The 16725-nt window shown below is 61.0% G+C and carries 13 protein-coding genes; 5 read left to right on the top strand and 8 right to left on the bottom strand.

Features of this window, described 5'->3' with window-relative positions; all coding sequences use genetic code 11:
• Positions 1–78: 78 nt before the first annotated feature.
• The 3 genes from AUC43_RS13840 to AUC43_RS13830 form a co-directional block, all read right to left on the bottom strand.
• Entirely contained in the window at positions 79–732 is a 654-nt protein-coding gene (locus tag AUC43_RS13840) for a cytochrome c oxidase subunit 3 (RefSeq protein WP_068194720.1), read from the bottom strand.
• A gap of 82 nt (positions 733–814) precedes the next feature.
• A complete protein-coding gene (locus tag AUC43_RS13835; RefSeq protein ID WP_068194719.1) occupies positions 815–1153 on the bottom strand; it encodes a hypothetical protein in 339 nt (112 codons plus the stop codon).
• Positions 1146–1385 carry a hypothetical protein gene (locus AUC43_RS13830; protein WP_071885921.1) on the bottom strand — a complete coding sequence of 80 codons (240 nt, stop codon included), beginning with the start codon at positions 1383–1385 and terminating at the stop codon, positions 1146–1148. Before AUC43_RS13830 ends, AUC43_RS13835 begins: the two co-directional genes overlap by 8 nt.
• 345 nt (positions 1386–1730) lie before the next feature.
• Between AUC43_RS13830 and AUC43_RS13825 the strand changes: the two genes are divergently transcribed.
• Entirely contained in the window at positions 1731–2378 is a 648-nt protein-coding gene (locus AUC43_RS13825) for a TapB family protein (RefSeq protein WP_068194713.1), read from the top strand.
• A gap of 18 nt (positions 2379–2396) precedes the next feature.
• Here AUC43_RS13825 and AUC43_RS13820 read toward each other — a convergent pair whose 3' ends face one another.
• Positions 2397–3662, bottom strand: a complete 1266-nt coding sequence (locus AUC43_RS13820; RefSeq protein ID WP_199243449.1) for a M23 family metallopeptidase — start codon at positions 3660–3662, stop codon at positions 2397–2399.
• Between the two features lie 253 nt (positions 3663–3915).
• Here AUC43_RS13820 and AUC43_RS13815 point away from each other — a divergent pair, with 253 nt between their 5' ends.
• From AUC43_RS13815 to AUC43_RS13805, 3 genes are read left to right on the top strand one after another with little or no spacing between them, the layout of a single operon-like run.
• A complete protein-coding gene (locus AUC43_RS13815; protein ID WP_068194710.1) occupies positions 3916–4767 on the top strand; it encodes a hydroxymethylglutaryl-CoA lyase in 852 nt (283 codons plus the stop codon).
• A gap of 10 nt (positions 4768–4777) precedes the next feature.
• Positions 4778–5521 carry a (Fe-S)-binding protein gene (locus AUC43_RS13810; protein ID WP_068194708.1) on the top strand — a complete coding sequence of 248 codons (744 nt, stop codon included), beginning with the start codon at positions 4778–4780 and terminating at the stop codon, positions 5519–5521.
• A gap of 50 nt (positions 5522–5571) precedes the next feature.
• Positions 5572–6801, top strand: a complete 1230-nt coding sequence (locus AUC43_RS13805; protein WP_157781080.1) for an O-antigen ligase family protein — start codon at positions 5572–5574, stop codon at positions 6799–6801.
• A gap of 71 nt (positions 6802–6872) precedes the next feature.
• On the opposite strand, the gene dapA is transcribed toward AUC43_RS13805, so the two are convergent.
• Complete coding sequence (gene dapA, locus AUC43_RS13800) at positions 6873–7757, bottom strand: 4-hydroxy-tetrahydrodipicolinate synthase (protein ID WP_068194702.1); 885 nt, start codon at positions 7755–7757, stop codon at positions 6873–6875.
• 157 nt (positions 7758–7914) lie between these two features.
• Here dapA and AUC43_RS13795 point away from each other — a divergent pair, with 157 nt between their 5' ends.
• A complete protein-coding gene (locus AUC43_RS13795; RefSeq protein ID WP_233254008.1) occupies positions 7915–8811 on the top strand; it encodes a polysaccharide deacetylase family protein in 897 nt (298 codons plus the stop codon).
• A gap of 135 nt (positions 8812–8946) precedes the next feature.
• Here AUC43_RS13795 and AUC43_RS13790 read toward each other — a convergent pair whose 3' ends face one another.
• The 3 genes from AUC43_RS13790 to AUC43_RS13780 form a co-directional block, all read right to left on the bottom strand.
• On the bottom strand, positions 8947–10782 hold the full coding sequence (locus AUC43_RS13790; RefSeq protein ID WP_068194695.1) for a glycoside hydrolase family 15 protein: 1836 nt from the start codon (positions 10780–10782) through the stop codon (positions 8947–8949).
• Positions 10783–11297: 515 nt separating this feature from the next.
• Positions 11298–13388 (bottom strand): T9SS type A sorting domain-containing protein, encoded by a 2091-nt coding sequence (locus AUC43_RS13785; protein WP_068194690.1) that lies wholly within the window; start codon positions 13386–13388, stop codon positions 11298–11300.
• Positions 13389–14018: 630 nt separating this feature from the next.
• Positions 14019–16460: a glycosyltransferase family 2 protein gene (locus AUC43_RS13780; protein WP_099092940.1), complete on the bottom strand. Its 2442-nt coding sequence runs from the start codon at positions 16458–16460 to the stop codon at positions 14019–14021.
• Positions 16461–16725 lie beyond the last annotated feature (265 nt).

Below are 16725 nucleotides of genomic sequence, written 5' to 3'. Positions count from 1 at the left end.
CACCAGGTACAAAAAGAGCCGCTAAAGTGAATTAGCGGCTCTTTTTATTTAACTCACTTTGAAGCGTCTATACACTCCTCAAAACAAAAACAGAAACACAGCAAACAACGCCACCCAGAGCACATCGATGAAATGCCAGTAGGTACCCAGCATGCCCAGCTGGCGGCGGTGGTAGGGGTTGCGGATGAACACCAGCGTGCGCACCGCGTCGCGGTCGGCGTGCAGCACGCGCAGCAGCAGGGCCAGCAAAAACAGCATGCCGCCCAGCAGGTGGGCCACGTGCAGGGCCGATATCAGGTAAATAAATTGGCCGCTGCTGCTGCTGGCCGCCCCTTGAAAGGGCACGCCGGTGGTCATCAGCTCGCGCCAGCCCAACACCTGCAATCCCGCAAACACGCAGCCCAGCAGCAGGGTAGCGCCCAGGCAACGGGCCAGGCTGCTCAGGTCGTCGTCGGCATACAGCCGCGGGGCCTGTGCCATGGTGTAGCTGCTGAGCAACAGTACGATGGTGCTCAGCGAGAAATACCGCGGCAAGGAATGCAAGCCCGTGGGCACCCCGCTCCGCAGCCGCGTGGTGACATACGCCGCCACCAGCATCACAAACATGATGGTGATGGCCAGAATCACCAGGTAGAGCACCACCATCAGCGGCGGCATGCGCTCGATGCGGCCAAACGGCGACGAACGCCGGCGGGCCCCTACCTGGTTTTCGTGTTTGTGCTCGGAGTTCATCGGGGTGGGAAAGGGGTGTTCTTTCCAAACTAATCGAACTGGAATTAGTTGCAAAACCACTCCGATTTACCCCGGGGCGGGGCTACCGAAAGAACGAGCCGATTTTGCCCAATACGGCGTTGAGCGTGATTTTGGGGGTGCGCTGCACGCCGAACGTGACGTAGGTTTTGCCGCCCACCCGCAAATCCAAGACCCACCCCAACTGACGGGCCAGATCATTGATTTGCTGCATGGGGTCGGGGCCGGGGGGCTTGGCCGGCTTGGGCACGCCGGGGGGCGTGGGCGGGCCCGCCGTGAGCAGGTCGAGCACCTGCTGGCTGGGAATGTTGAGGATGAGGTAGGTGCCGGCAGCGGCAAGCTGCAGGGCGTGGCCATTCCAGTTGATGACGAGCTGGGCCTCAATTTCGAGGGTACTAGGCACCGGCTTCGGCAGGGCTGGGTGGCAGCTGGGGGGCAGCCGGCTGGTCGCCGCGGGTGCGGATGCGGAGCGAGCCGTTGAGCTTCCAGGTAGCGGCCGGGGCGTTGGGGTTTTGGGGGTTTGGCACTTGCAGCTCCATTTGGTCGAACGCGCAGCTGAGCTCCACACCGCCCGAAAGCTTGCCGAGCAGGGAGGCGGCCATGTCGGCCCAATTAGATGAGGAAGAATCGGCCATGTTAGCAGGTGGGTTAGGGGATGAAGGGGGCGAAATGGGGCAAGGTGCCCAGCCCCCGAATGGCCGCAAAGTACGACCACGCACCTGCTAACGCAACGAAACGGCCCGGGTTGCGGGGCATCCCTGCCCCCTGCCGGCCGCGTACATTTGTACCCCATTGCCTTTTAGCTCAACTCCATGTTCGCTTCGCGCTCCTGTTCTGGTCATGCGGCCGCTTTCCTGCTTTTGCTTTCGGGCTCCGGCCGCGCCCAGTCCCTTACCGACTCTATGCTCCCACCGCGGCCGGAAGCAGTTTCTGAGCTAGCTTTTGAAGCAAGCCCGGCCTCCTGCGCCCACCCGTTTGGCTTGCATGCAGGCCAGAACCTGGAGTACCAAATTCTGAACAGCAAAGGCAAGTCTACCGGCGCCGTGCGCTACCGGGTAGTGAGCATCAGCACCGATTCCGTGGCCCACAAAAAGAACAAAGCGGTAGTGACCACCAGCGTCCGACTGAAAAGCGGCCTATACGACCCTACCAACCTGGTGCTGGCCCAACAGGACCTCACCTTCTTTTGCCGCAACGACACCACGTTTACCGATGGCTTGCGGGAAATCAACTACGAAGGCCTCAAGTCTTTTCGCGACCGGCGGATGACCTACCAAGGCACGCCGCTGGCCTGGCCCAACCAGCCGGCACCCGGCAGCGCCCTGGGCGAGGGCGGCGCCCTGGTGCAGGTGAGCAGCCCGTCGGTGGCCATTGCCAAGGTCAAGACCACGGTGCTCAAACGCAAGCTAGTGGCCGGGCGCATTCCCGTCACGGTGCCCGCCGGCACGTTCAGCTGCTACATGGTGAAGAGTGAGCGCGAGCTGGCCACCGCTGCCCGCGCCGACCTCGTCCTGAAAAATGCTGGTCGGGAAATTGACTACTACGACCCCGCCGTGGGCATCATCAAGACCGAATACTACGACAAGAAAGGCAAGCTCCTGCAATCGCGGGTGCTGGCCAGGCACTAGCTTTTACCGGGGCTCGAGTTATAAAATAGCCCAACCCGTTTCGCCCTGAGGGCCGCGCAGCAGGCTGTAGTGGTCTTGCTGGCCCAGCACCTCCACGGGCGTTTGGGGCGCCAGAACTCCCCCGGCCGGGGCCGTTTTGGTCGGCTGCAGGAGCAGCTCAGTCGCTTTGGGCAGCACCAGACGCCGCAGCGGGGTGGCCGAGGCCCCGACCACGGCATGCTCCCCAACGTAGCCGATTTGGCCACCCGGGGTTTGCACCCGCAGATCGGTCCCCTGCTGGCCTATAACCAGCAGCGGCACTTGCTTGGATAGCCGGGGTAGGGATTGCAGGTGGCCGATTTGCTCCTTGCCCGCCGAGACCCGCAGCATCGCCGCTGCGCGTAGCCGCACGAATTCGCCGCGCTGGTCGGGGCCACTGGGCAGCGCGGCCACCGGAGCGGGATGGTGCACAAAGGGATAAGGGTCGATGGCGCCCTGGCCGCTGCGGTAAATGCCAAAGTGCAGGTGGGGCAGGGTGTGGCGGGCGTTGCCGGTATTGCCCACCAGGCCCAGGGTATCGCCGGCGCGTACGTGCTGGCCCACCGTCACCAGCTGCTTATCTAAGTGCGCATAATACAGGTGGTTGCCGTGCGCGGCGTCGGCCAGCCATACCACCCGCCCGCCGATGGGCGTTTCGCCGGTGCGAGTGATGAACCCCGCGGTGGCGGCCACAGCCGGGGTGCCGCGTGCGGCAAAAATATCAATGCCCTCGTGTGAGCGCACTCCAGCATCGCGCGGAGCGCCCCAGAAGCTGCCCACGGCCGCATCGGTGCGGCCCTGCACCGGAAACACGCCCAAACTGGGCTCGCGGGCCACGCGCAGGGTGTAGCGCCCGGCGGCCAGCAGCTCGGGCTGTACCCGCAGCAGGTGCTGCCCGTCGGCGTCGGCCAGGTACCTAAAATCCAGCACCAGCGTATCGGCGCTGGCCAGGGGCACCGGGGCGCGGCCGGGTACTACTTCAAAAGCATCCAGAAATACACGGACCGGCGCGCTGGTAGGCAGCGTCAGGCTTACGTGAACCTGCTCGCCGGCGCGCACGGCGTAGCGGTAGCTGGCCGCCGTGGGCCGCTCGGGCCGGAAATACCCGGTCTCCGTGATTGGCAGCGTGACCACCAGCGAATCGCGGAGCGCCTGCTCGGCCGCCGCCAGCCAGGCCCGGCCCGCGGGCCGACGGTCGAGGCCGGCCTGGTGCAGCTGCCGGGCATATGCCTCGTGCGGGGTCGGCTTTTGAAATAGGGCCTGCAAGGTCTGTTGCTTGCTACAGCCGCTCAGCACCAGGATTACTCCGAAGAGAACGGGCCACAACAGTCCTGCCAGCGGCCGATTCGCGGGCCGCTTAATAGAAGCATCCGTTATTGATAACATGCCATTCAAACACCGGCTTCCGGCGGGTAGTTCGGGTGCCGGGCGGGCCTGGCCCTACCTGAGCCAGGGCAGCACTTCCGGGCCTGGGCCGGCCTGCTACCTTTACGCTCCATTCCCGCCTCACCCCTGCTCTATGAAGCTTATCGAATGCCCGCGCGACGCCATGCAAGGCCTGCCCGAATTCATTCCGACCGCCACCAAAACTGCCTACCTAAATACCCTGCTTAAGGTCGGCTTTGATACCCTGGATTTTGGTTCCTTCGTGTCGCCCAAGGCCATTCCGCAGCTGCGCGACACGGCCGAAGTGCTGGCGGGCCTGGACCTGAGCGCCACCAAAACCAAGCTGCTGGCCATTGTGGCCAACCTGCGCGGCGCCGAAACCGCTGCCCAACACCCCGAAATCAGTTACCTGGGCTTTCCGCTTTCCGTCTCCGAAACCTTCCAGCGGCGCAACACCAACCAAACCACCGCCGAAGCCCTGGCCGACGTGGCCACCATGCACGAGCTGTGCGAGCGCACCGGCAAAACCCTCGTCACCTACCTGTCGATGGGCTTTGGCAACCCCTACGGCGATGCCTGGAGCCCCGAAGTTGTGACGGATTTTACCCAGCAGCTGGCGGCCCTGGGCATTCACATTGTGGCCTTGTCCGACACCATCGGCGCCTCTACGGCCGCCACCATTGCGCCCTTGTTCTCCGCTCTGATTCCGGCCTTTCCAGCCATTGAGTTTGGCGCCCACCTACACACTACGCCCACCACCTGGCACGAAAAAGTAAGCGCCGCCTACCAGGCCGGCTGCCGGCGCTTCGACGGCGCCATTGGCGGCTTTGGCGGCTGCCCCATGGCCGCCGACGAACTCACCGGCAACATGGCCACCGAAAACCTGCTGGCCTTCCTGGCGGAGAACGGGCTCGATTCGGGCCTGGATTCCGCTGCCTTTGCCCAGGCTCGGGCGGCGGCTACGGGGGTCTTTGCTTTTCATTAATTTGTAGCCAATGCTTCCTACCGCCGATATTTTTATTCCCTGCTTTGTCGACCAGCTGTATCCCGCTACCGCCATGAACATGGTGAAAGTGCTGGAGCGGGTGGGCGTGCAGGTTAATTACAACCCCGACCAAACCTGCTGCGGGCAGCCGGCTTATAACGCAGGCTACAAGCCCCAAAGCCGGGCCGTGGCCGAGAAATTCCTGCAGGACTTTGCGGCGCCGGAAGCAGCCAATCCACGCTACGTCGTGAGCCCCTCGGCGTCATGCGTGGGCATGGTGCGCAACAGCTACACCGACTTATTCGCCGACACCCCGGCCCTGGCCAGCTGCCAGGCCGTGCAGGGCCGCACCTACGAGCTGACCGAGTTTCTGGTGGATGTGGTGGGCATCTCCGCGATTCCGGGCGCGCGGCTGGCGGGCAAGTACACCTACCACGATTCCTGCTCGGCGCTACGGGAGTGTGGCATTCGGGCGTCCCCGCGCCTGCTGCTGGACAGCGTGGCCGGCCTAGAACGAGTGGAGATGGCCGACAACACCACCTGCTGCGGTTTCGGAGGCACCTTTGCCGTGAAGTTTGAAGCCATTTCGGTGGCCATGGCCCAGCAAAAGGTGGAGCACGCACTCGACACCGGCGCCGACTTCATCGTGAGCACCGACGTGAGCTGCCTGATGCATCTGGAGGCGTACATCAAGAAAGAAAAGCTCCCCCTGAAGTGCCTGCACATCGCCGACGTGCTGGCCAGCGGCTGGTAGCCCACTGCAATATTGAGCTAACCCGGCCCCCTACTTTCTGACTTTTTCTGGTGCAGTATTATTTATCCGGCCGTCTTTCGCAGCAGTTGTTGTGGCTGGCCTGCCTGGCGGGCGTGGTGGGGCTGCTGGCCGCGCGGTCCTTGGTGGCGCTGGCGCCGGTGGTGGCCGTGCTGGCCGTGCTGGCCAACCCCAATCTGCGAACTGAATTCCCTCGGTACTTCCGCAATGGGGCCGCCATGTGCGCGGCGGCCATGTTCGGATTCCTACTGATTAGCGGCCTCTATACCAGCGAGTGGGCTACCTGGCGCCACGACTTGTTCCGTTACCTGCCCTGGATAGCAGTGCCGCTGGCCTTCACGCTGGCCGTGCCCCTTACGGCACGGCAGCGGCTGGCGGTGGGCTGCTTATTCGTGCTGGGCACGGCGGCCATCGGAGCCGCTACCCTGGCTAAGTACCTGCTGGACCCGGCCGCAGCTAACGAGGCCATCCACTTGGGCCAAAACGTGCAGGCCGTGACGCGCATTTTCCACATCACGTTTGGCGTGATGCTTGCCCTGGCCTTCTTCTGGGGTCTGCTGTTGCGCCGCAGCAAACTTGCTGGGCCGGTGTTGCGGGGCGCGCTGCTGGCGTCGGCAGTAGTGGCGGCGCTTACGCTGCACGTACTAGCGTATCGCACGGGCCTGCTGGTATTCTACACGAGCCTGTTGGGCTATGCGGTGTGGCTGCTGGTACGGCGGCGCCTGCTGCTGGGAGTTGGGCTGCTGGTGCTGCTGGGGCTGGGCCCGTGGCTGGCATACCACACGCTCGAATCGGTGCGGCAACGGGTCGACTCTACGGTGTGGGACGTGGGCCAGTTCACCAATCAGCAGGACATCAACGACTATTCCCTGGCGCGCCGGCTCGCGGCCGTAGAAACCGCTAGGGCCGTGATTGGGCAGCACTGGCTGATTGGCGTAGGCCCCGCCGATACTCGCGCGGCCATGATGGCCCAATACGACTGGAAGGATTACGGCCTCCGGCAGGCCAACCGCGTCGAGGTGCACAACCAATACCTCGAAGCCCTAATGGGCGGTGGGCTGCTTGGCTTTGGCCTGCTGCTGGTGCTCCTGCTGTGGCCATTCACCCAACCGCAGGCCCGGCACAATCCCTACCTGTGCTTCTTCCTGCTGATTCAAGCCACAGCCATGCTGGTCGACGCCGTGCTCTCCCTGCAAATTGGGCTGAACCTGTTCATCTTCGGCTACGGCTTCCTAGCGGCAGCGACGATAAAAAATGAATAATTAAGAATGAAGAATTGGTCGTTGGGCTAATTCTTCATTCTTAATTATTCATTCCTCATTCTTAATTCAGACTAAAGCGCTTTTCTAATTCGCTCTTTGAGCCCGGGGGTGGCCTCCAGGAGCGGCAGGCGCACGGCGGCTCCGCATACGCCCAGCGCTTCCAGGGCAGCTTTCACGCCCACGGGGTTGCTTTCTTCATACATGAGGGGGTTGAGGGGCAGCAGGTGGAACAGGCCCGTGCGCGCTTTGGTAAAGTCGCCGGCCAGGGCCGCCCGGGTCATGTCGGCGAAGCGCTTGGGGAAGGCGTTGGCCATCACCGAGATGATGCCTTCGGCGCCGCAGGCAATTAGGGCGGGCGTGAGCACGTCATCGCCCGAGAGCAGCAGAAAACCTTCCGGCTTGTGGGCGGCAATGGCCAGGCACTGCTCCATGTTGCCGCTGGCTTCCTTGATGCCCATGATGTTGGGGTGCTGGGCCAGGCGCAGGGTGGTTTCGGCGGAGATGTTGGAGGCCGTGCGGCCGGGCACGTTGTAAAGAATAATGGGCACGGGGCTGGCCTCGGCCAGGCGGTGGTAGTGGGCCACCAGGCCGGCCTGGGTGGGCTTATTGTAAGCCGGGCTAGCCGATAGCACGGCCGCAATGCCGTCGAAGTCGGTGCTGAGCAGGAGTTCTTCGGCCACGGCCGTGTCGTTGCTGCCGATGCCGTACACCAGCGGCACCCGGCCGGCCACGTGGGCCTTGGCCACGCGCAGCAGCTCGGCTTTTTCCTCGGCCGTGGTGGTCGGCGATTCGCCGGTGGTGCCATTCACCACGAGGTATTCCACGCCGCCGTCGATGCAGAAATCGAGCAAGTGGCGCCAGCCGACATAGTCCACCTTAAAATCGTCGGTAAACGGGGTGACCAAGGCCACGCCCGTGCCGTGAAATGCCGGAAGACGGGTGCCAGAGTTGTTCATGCGGGTGATTGGGGGTTAGTTTTGCACAAAGGTAGGGGTGCGTCGCACGCACCCGGCATTTCGCTCTTGGCTGCCTCATCCATTTTTAGCTGCCCATCCCGGCGGACGTGTGCGACACGGCCCAATTATTATGAAATTCACCACTGCTTCCCTCCTATTGGCTGCCCTTGCGGTGGCCGCCTGCGAGTCCAAAACCGCCACCACGGGCGAGTCCGCCACTAGTTCTGCCACGGTGGAGGCCGCAACTATCGACCCGGCCGTGGCCGGCACGTCCGGTACCCGCGCCACTTCTACCGACGAGGCCAACGCCACGCCCGCGCCGGCCCCCACCAGCATTCCGGCCAGCAAAGCCGGCGATGCGGCTGCCATTCTGGCCCGGCCGCAGGTGCCCATCCTGTGCTACCACCAGATTCGGGACTGGACGGCCCGCGACTCCAAAAACGCGAAGGACTACATCACGCCCATTGCCACGTTCAAGGGCCACATCAAGATGCTGGCCGACTCGGGCTACCACACCATCTCGCCCGACCAACTCTACGCCTACATGACCACCGGGGCCAAGTTGCCGAGCAAGCCCATCATGCTCACCTTCGACGACACCGACCTCGACCAGTTCACCATTGCCCGCCCCGAGCTCGACAAGTACGGCTTCAAGGCCATGTATTTCGTGATGACCGTGAGCCTGGGCCGCCCCCACTACATGACCAAGGCCATGGTGAAGCAGCTTTCCGACGAAGGCAACATCATCGGCTCGCACACCTGGGACCACCACAACGTGAAGAAATACCAGGGCAAGGACTGGGAAACCCAAATCGACAAGCCCACCAAAACCCTGGAGGAAATCACCGGCAAGAAAATCAACTACTTCGCCTATCCCTTCGGCCTCTGGAACGAGCAGGCCTTCCCCGAGCTGAAGAAGCGCGGCTTTGTGGCGGCCTTCTCCCTGGCCGAAAAGCGCGACCAGAACGACCCGCTCTTCACCATTCGCCGCATCATCGCCAGCGGCTACTGGACGCCCCGCACGCTGCACAACAGCATCGTGCAGTCGTTCTAATACAAAAAAGAGTGCTTTATGTAATTGCAAAAAGCCCCGGCCATAACAGGCCGGGGCTTTTCTTTTTCAACTTGGGCTACTTTAGTTGCTGCTGTGTGGCTCACCAAGTCAACCATTCGCTGGCCTCGACTTGCCTTAAATAAAATTGGGCTTGTCCAGCTTTTTGGCAATGCGGTAAGCCGCGTTCATCAGCCCAACGTGGCTGTAGGCCTGCGGGAAATTGCCCCACTGGGAGCCAGTTTTGGCGTCCACGTCTTCGCTCAACAGCCCCAGGTGGTTGGCGTAGCTGATGAGCTTCTCAAACTCCCTGATGGCATCGGTGAGGCGGCCCACACAGGCCAGGGCCTCCACGTACCAGAAAGAGCAGATGAGAAACGTGGTTTCGGGGGTGCCAAAATCGTCGGCGTGCCGGTAGCGGTAGAAAAGGCCTTCCGGGGTTTTCAGCTCGTTTTCCAGGGCGATAAGGTGCTGCCGGGCCCGCTCCGAATTGGGGTCGAGGTAGCCCATGAGTATCAGCTGCAAGGTGCTGGCGTCGAGGTGGGGCGAGCCGATGGCGTTGGTATACGCGCCCAGTTCGGGGTTGTAGCACTGCTCGATGCGCCGGGTGGCCTCCTCGTTTAGCTCCGTGGCCAGGGCTTCCATAGCCTTATTGCCGAGCGCCCGCGCCACCTTGCGGGCCGCGTGGCTGCCAGCCCAATGAAACAGGTAGGTGTAGCAGTGGTACTGGGCTAGGTTGCGAAACTCCCACAGCCCGGCATCGGGCACGTCCATGGTGGCCTTGATGAGGCCCAGAGCCTCGTACATCAGGGTTTCCGACGAGGTCCGCTCCGGGTTCACGAAGCGGTGGTCGACGTAGAGCGGCAGCAGCGCCACCAGCACCTGGCCGTACACGTCGTTCTGCACGTGGGTGTACGCATCGTTGCCGATGCGCACCGGCTGGTTGCCCATGTAGCCGGCCAGGTCCAGTTCCTGCTCCACCAGCTCCGAAGCGCCGCTGATGCCGTATAGCGGTTGGTACTTGCCTTTTACTTTGGTCGAAATGTTGGCGATGTAATGGAAATACCGCTCCATTTCCTCGAAGTGGCCGATGTTGTTGAAGGCCGTGAGGATGTAGTAGGTATCGCGCATCCAGCAGTAGCGGTAGTCCCAGTTGCGGGTGCTGCCGGGCGCTTCGGGCAGGCTGGTGGTGCTGGCCGCAATGATGGCCCCGGTGTCTTCGTACTGGTGCACCTTCAGGGCTAGGGCCGACCGAATGACCTGCCCCTGGTAGAAGTCGCCGATGCTCATGCTTTTCACCCACTTGCGCCAGTATTCCACGGTGCTGCTCAAGAACCGCTCGGCCGTGCTTTCCAGCGGGGCCTCTAGCGGCGCGCCATAAGTCAGCACCAGGTACTTGGTTTCGTTCAGGGCAAAGTCTTCCTCGTCCACCACATAGGTGAGCGGGATGTTGGTGGTGAGGCGAATCTCTTCTTCGAGCCCCAGGTAGGCAATGTGGTTGGAGCTGCGGCGCCGGCTCAGCTCTTTGGTGCCGTACTCGCCCACGGGGTCGCAGGTAACCCGTATGCGCGGCGCGCCGGCCATGGGCTCCACCTTGCGGATAAACATCAGCGGCTTGTAGTAGCGCTCATACTGCGAGAAGCGCGGGGCAAAGTCCGTGACGCGGTACCGGCCGTCGGCGGTGGTGATTTCCGTGCACAGCACGTTGGTGTTTTCCAGGTAATACTGGTGCGAGCTAAAACTGGCCCCGGCGGCCGGGCGAATGCTAAATTCGCCGCCTTTGTTCGCATCGAGCAGGCTGCCGAATACGAAGCTGCTGTCGAACCGCGGCCAGCACAGCCAGGCCACGGAGGCATCTTTTCGGATGAGGGCCAGAAAGGCGCAGTTGCCAATCAAGCCCATTTCGTAGGTGTGCTTGATGGAGTTGGACGGGTTGGCGGGGCTGGGTGCGGGGTGCAAAGAGTCTGAAATCATACGGCGGGCATTACGTGAAGCGCGGCCCAGCCCAGTGCAATTCCGGCGGGCACTTACCAAAAAGACCCGGCAGCCTACTGCCGGGTCTTTTTAGAAATACGCCGGAACGCGGCCTAAGTTTCTGTTTTTGTTCGCCAGGCTTCGCTTATCTAACGGTAGCGCCTGTGCCCGCTCACAGCTTTGCCGGGAGCACTGCCTTAGCCCCCGCGCCCTTGGCGGCTGGCCCCGGGAAGAGCACCGGCACCTGGTGAACCACCACCACAAAGGGGTAGTCGCCTTTCATTTGGCTGTAAATTGTAGCTTCAAAATCAGGCCCTTTATACCGCACCGCTTCGCAGCTCGGGCACGTCACGGGTTCAGCCACGAGCTTGCGGCTCTTCAACTCACTCCGCAGCTCACGCACGAGGCATGCACCGTTTTGAATACCACGTTCTGGCCCGGGCGCTGCGCCCGCAGCATGAGCCGGGATGTAGCCACTGCCGCCCCGTTTTGATTATCAGCTCAATTCGACGACCCTATTTCTCAATTGTCAAACGGGTACACTTGGCGCCGCTGCGAACAATGTAAATGCCGGCCGCGAGGCCTTCCACTCGCAGCAAAGCTGCCCCGTCGGCACCCGCGCATGCTTTAGCAACCTGCCGCCCCCGCACATCAAACAGCGCCACTTCGCTCGAGAGCCCTCCCTTCACTACGATAGTGCTGCTGGCCTGGGCAGGATTCGGGCACACTTGCAGGCGGCCCGCCTTATCCGAAGCTTCCCCTATACCCGACAACGCCCGGACCGGCGAGTAGGCAGCCTTGCCATCGGTGTCAACTTGGCGCAGGCGGTAGTACACCGTTGTGGTAGCGTAGCGGGCAAAACCCAAGTCGGTATACTGGTACGCGTGGAGCTGGGCGCTGGTACCATTGCCCGGCACCTGGCCCAATGGGGAGAACATGCGCCCGTCGGTGCTGCGCTCCACCTCGAAATAAGCATTGTTTTTTTCCGACGCCGTGCTCCAGCGCAGCAGCGCCGCAGCTCCCTGCTGCTCGGCGGTAAATGCGCTAAGGGTTACGGGAAGCGGTGCCGCCACCGCCGATGCGCTTTCAAACGCGCCGATGTTGCCACGGGCCGGGGCCTGGGGCATCGGGTTGCCCATAAAATCCCGCACTCCGGGGCTGATGTTAAACTCGGCTTGCAAGTCAATGCCAGCGGCCAGCACCGGAGAGGTAGCTAGCGGGGCCACTACTGCCGAAAGGTTGCTCAATTGGGGGTCGGCGTTGAGGCCGGTGGTGCGCCCAGCGCTCAGCTGCTCCTGGGTGGTGGCGGTGCGCCAGGCTTGCAGGTCCGTGTAAGTTGAGCCGTTCCATTCCACCACCAGCGGCTCCGCGGTGCTCCAGTAGCAATTGCCCTCCAGGCGCAAGCTGGCCGTGCACAGGGTGCTCACCACGGGCAGCCCCCCCGTGGTTTGCAGCACGTTGTTGCGCAGGGAAAGGTCCGAAAAGCCGCCACTGGCGATGTAGACTGCCTTGGGCCGCGTGCCGTCGGCCGGTGGGGTCAGGAGTACGGTGTTGTTATAAATATTGGCGCGCTGAATGCCGCCGTTGTCCCCCGAAGACCATAGCTCCAGGGCGCCTTGGTTGTGGCCGCGGGCGTCGTTTTCGCTGATGTTGTAGCGAATGGTGAGGTCGTGCATCGGGGCAGCACCGCCAAACTGGGCCAGCAGGTAGCCAGCGCCCTGGTTGTCGTGGGAGTAGTTGTACTGCATCACCGAATTGGTGCAGCCGCCGTCCAGGTCGAAACCGCCACCGTCCAAAGCGGTGCCGGATTTATTGTTGTACGATTCGCTCAGTTGAATCACCAGGTTGTTGCAGGCCCAGCCCCAGATGCCCACCGGCCCACCGGAAGGGTTGGCGTTGAGCCGGCCGTTGTCGTGCGCGACGCAATGCTCGATGAGCACGCCGTCGATGCCGGCGAGTACAATGCCGTTGCCCGTGTGGGTATTGGTTACGTCGGCCCGGCCGGGGTTGTCGTAGGCCTGGCAGTTGCCCACGTACCAGTTGCGGTGCACTTGCCCCGCCAAGGGAAACGGCTGGTAGGAGCTCAGGCCGGCTTCGCCGTTGGCGTGCAGCTGGCAGTCGGTGATGCGCACATCGGAGTACCCGCTCGTGGCCTTGTCACTCCCGAAGATAATGCCGGAGTTGCGGTAGCCGCTTACGTCCAGGCTCTCCAGGCGGAGGTGGGCAAGGGGGGCATTGTCGGCGTCAATGGTAAAAATTACGCCGGAATTGGTGCTGCTCAGGCGGCCCGCTCCCACAAAGACCAGTTTGCTCAGCTCAATGCCCGCCGTGTTCGGCGCATAAAACCCAAATGAATTGCCGCTGGAAATCGTAGCCCGTCCGCTTCCGTACGAGCTTACCACCAGCGGTTTCGTCGGGGTGCCCTGGCTGCCATTGTGCAGCCAGATTCCGCCTTGGAACGTTTGGCCGCCCTCAAATAGAATACGGTCACCCGGCTGAAAAGCGGTGGTGTTAACCTTATCAATCGTGCGCCACGCGGTGCCTATGGAAGTGCCCGTCTGGCCATCATTCCCGGTTGGACTTATATAATAAGTTTCTGCGCGCAATGAACGAGAGCTCAAAATGACAAGAAGTGATAAAAGTATAATTTTTGCCTTCATGCAACCTCAATAAAAAAGATGAGGCGACAAAGTTAAACGATTTAACTATTATTAAAATATCAACATTTATGAAGCCATATTATAATTTAACAAGAATACTTGCCTCTGATACTGCAATTCCTTTTTTTGCAGTTGAAAACTAAAGGAATTGTGCATGTATAAACATAGTACAAATTTTATATTCAGAAGCAATTAAGGCATTATAACCCCAAACAGAAAAAATTTCACTCAATTCTGTTCCGAACCAACAGTTCACAAAAGGTTATAAGGCAAGGCTAGTGTTGGGCTGCTACCCACGGCAGCTGTTTCCTGGCTCCAACTCTTAGCTCGCTGTTGATAAACCCTGCTAACGCTGCCCATTTTGTGGCGGAGGGGGGCTATAGCAGAAGCCACCAACGCCAAAAGCCGAGCTAGCACAGCTGCTACGGCCTGATGGCACCGCTTTTCATTGGCCTTCAGTCAAACGTTCTTCCACATCCAATTGCTACTTACCCGCTGAAAATCGGGCCGGGGAATTAGCCATAGTTCGGCCATTCCTCCTTATGAGTAGCTTTCCACGCAGATAGCAAAAGTCATTTACCCTTTAATTGGGCTAAACTCTCTTGCTTTTTTGGTCGGCAGTCGTGTCAACGAGTGGGTTGCAGTGCTCACTTTAAGCCGCGGAGCAGGACTTAGATTTTGCCCCCGCAGTAGCGTCGTCTTTCCGATAGCATCGGCATCCGTATCATACACAACTGCTTTGATTTCCGGATAGCGACGCGCGACTCGCCGGGCCAGTATGGTCGGGTCTAGCCGAGTGGGCGGCAAAGCGGTAAGCAGCAGAACCGGCTTTTGATGCAGCTCGAGCTGTTTTGCCGATTGAAGCCGCAGGGCTTCGTATCCCTGGCCGGCCTCTTGCTCCGGGTGGTCGGCTACCATCCAGTCAAAGTAGGGAGCCCCGGGACAGTAGCGAGCCAGGCCCTCCCGGCGGGGCGGGGTCCACATCCAAACCACGTTAGAAACCTCTTCGGCCCGAAACCCTCTTATCATCGCCCGCCACTGCTGCCGGTATTCCTTCGCGGAGTTGGCGGCAAACAGCGGCCGCAGCATCACCGTCCGCTGAGTAGATTGCTTGAACCGGCGGGCCACCCGCTGCCAGTAAACAATGCTGTGGGCTGGCCCCGCTACGGGCCAAGTAATCAGCGGCACTTGAGTTGGTGGCAGGCGCTGGAGTGCCTCCAGCGGCAACAACGGCACGGGGGCAGCATCGAGTACAAACGTCGCTATGTCTTTTCCCTGATATTTTTCCTGGCCCGGGGCAACACCGGCAGTAGCAGGTGGCTCCAAGCCCGCAGCTTCTACTCCGACGTGCACGGCCAACCCACCCGATTCTGCCCAATCCAAATGGGGCACGGGAGCAATGACGCCCAGGTGAATAAGCAGCTGCACAATGGCCCCCACGGTTCCGACGCCGGTGACCAGGCCCACGGCCGCCCGCCGCAGGCGCCACGCCGTGGCCCGGACCAGCCCGTCGTAGAGGCGGTTAAAGCCAAGCACCAGCGGCCGGAACGGCCAGGTGGCCATGTCGCGCACGAAGTTCCGCAGAGCCTCGTGCTGACCCATGGCGCTAGCCGCCAGCAAAATTATGGCCAGCGTTGCGCAGAGTCCCACCATCAGATTGGTGTAGAGGGTTAACGACTGCATGCGGCCGTACTTGCAGGCCGCCAGGAGTACCAGCGCGGTTGCTATGTTAGGAAGCGCCATGCGCCACTCATTTCGGAGCCAGCCTTCTTCTTTGGGAGTGGGGATATACGGAACCCGAACGCGGAACACCGCATATACGAACCCCATAGTGTACACCCACCAGGTGCCTATCCGCAAAAAGCCCCCCGCCAGGTGCAGGCCCCGCTCATGGGGCTCGCGCAGCCACTGCTGGGCGTAGCAGCGAATCAGCAACGCAATGCCCCACAGCGGCAGCATGTGCTGGGCAAAAGCTTTAAGGGAAACGTACCAGGGAAACTCGACCAAAGCGAGCGAAGCCACCGGCACCAGGATGTCGATGAGGGTGACCACCCCCGAAAAGAAATACAACGGCAGCGTGAAGTAATGCAGGCGCTGCGCCCACGTAAACCGGCCCCACAGCCGTGGATACACCCGAAACATCAGGTCAAACGCACCGCGGGACCACTTGAGCTGCTGGGCATAAAACGCGCCTAATGACGAGGGCACCAGCCCCCGGCTGAGCACCTTGGGCACGTACACCGACTGCCACCCCTCGGCGTGCAGGCGCATGGCGGTGTGCATGTCTTCGGTCAGGCCGGCCGCGTGCCCCCCGATGGTATCCAGGGCAGCCCGGCGAAAGGTGCAGTTGGCACCAATGGCTTGCACAGTGCCGTAGGCGTTCATGCCCATCATCAAAGGGCCGTAGAAGTGGTAGGTCTGTTCCGCGGCCCCCCGGGCCACCAAGCTCTCCTCCTGGTTGCCGTAGGCTTGCACCACTTGCACAAAGCCGACTTTTTCATCCTCAAAAAATGGCATTACCTGGTCTAGAAAGTCAGGTGCCATGACGTGGTCCGGGTCCAGCACCACGCAAAACTCGCCAGTGGCATGCCGCAGGGCGTTGTTAATGTTGCCGGCTTTGGCATTCGATTTCTCCGTCCGGGTCACGTGCACCACCCCCAGCCGCTCGCATTCCCGGCGTAGAAAAGGGTCGTCGCCCTCGTCGCACAGGTAGCTGGTATGCGGGTAGTTCAGGGCCTGCATGGCCTCCAGCGTGCGGACAATCATGTCGTGCGGCTCGCCCGGGCAGGCCGTGGTAAGCACGTCAACGGTTCGTAGCCTAACCTGCGCGGGAACCGGTGCAATGGGCTCCTGCACCTGCACGTAATGCACCCATTCATGCAGCATCCGCAGCATTTTAAAGCCCAGCGAAACTACCAGCAGCCAAAACAAAGGCGCATAGCCTATGTGCTCAAAGCTGATAAACCAGCTCAGAAAATACGCCATTGCCACCAGCCCAAAGCCAACCAGAATGCGCATGTACTTCACGCCAGCGGCTAGCTTATAGCTTACCTCATATGCTGGCGTGGGAACTGTAGGAGAAGCAACTAACTTATCGATTAGGCGTTTTTTTTTACTGATTTGATTTTTACTGATTTGATGGCATCCACTATTTTTTTATGAGTGATATATGCAATCATAATTAAATCAACAATGGATAACTCTTCGCTTTTTAACGACCATTATAAGTAAACGTTCCGCAAGGAAATAATTAAAGTTATTTTTTATCGTGGAAAGATTAAAT

The organism is Hymenobacter sedentarius (assembly GCF_001507645.1).
Lineage (GTDB): Bacteria > Bacteroidota > Bacteroidia > Cytophagales > Hymenobacteraceae > Hymenobacter > Hymenobacter sedentarius.
This window is presented reverse-complemented; position numbering and strand designations above follow the sequence as displayed.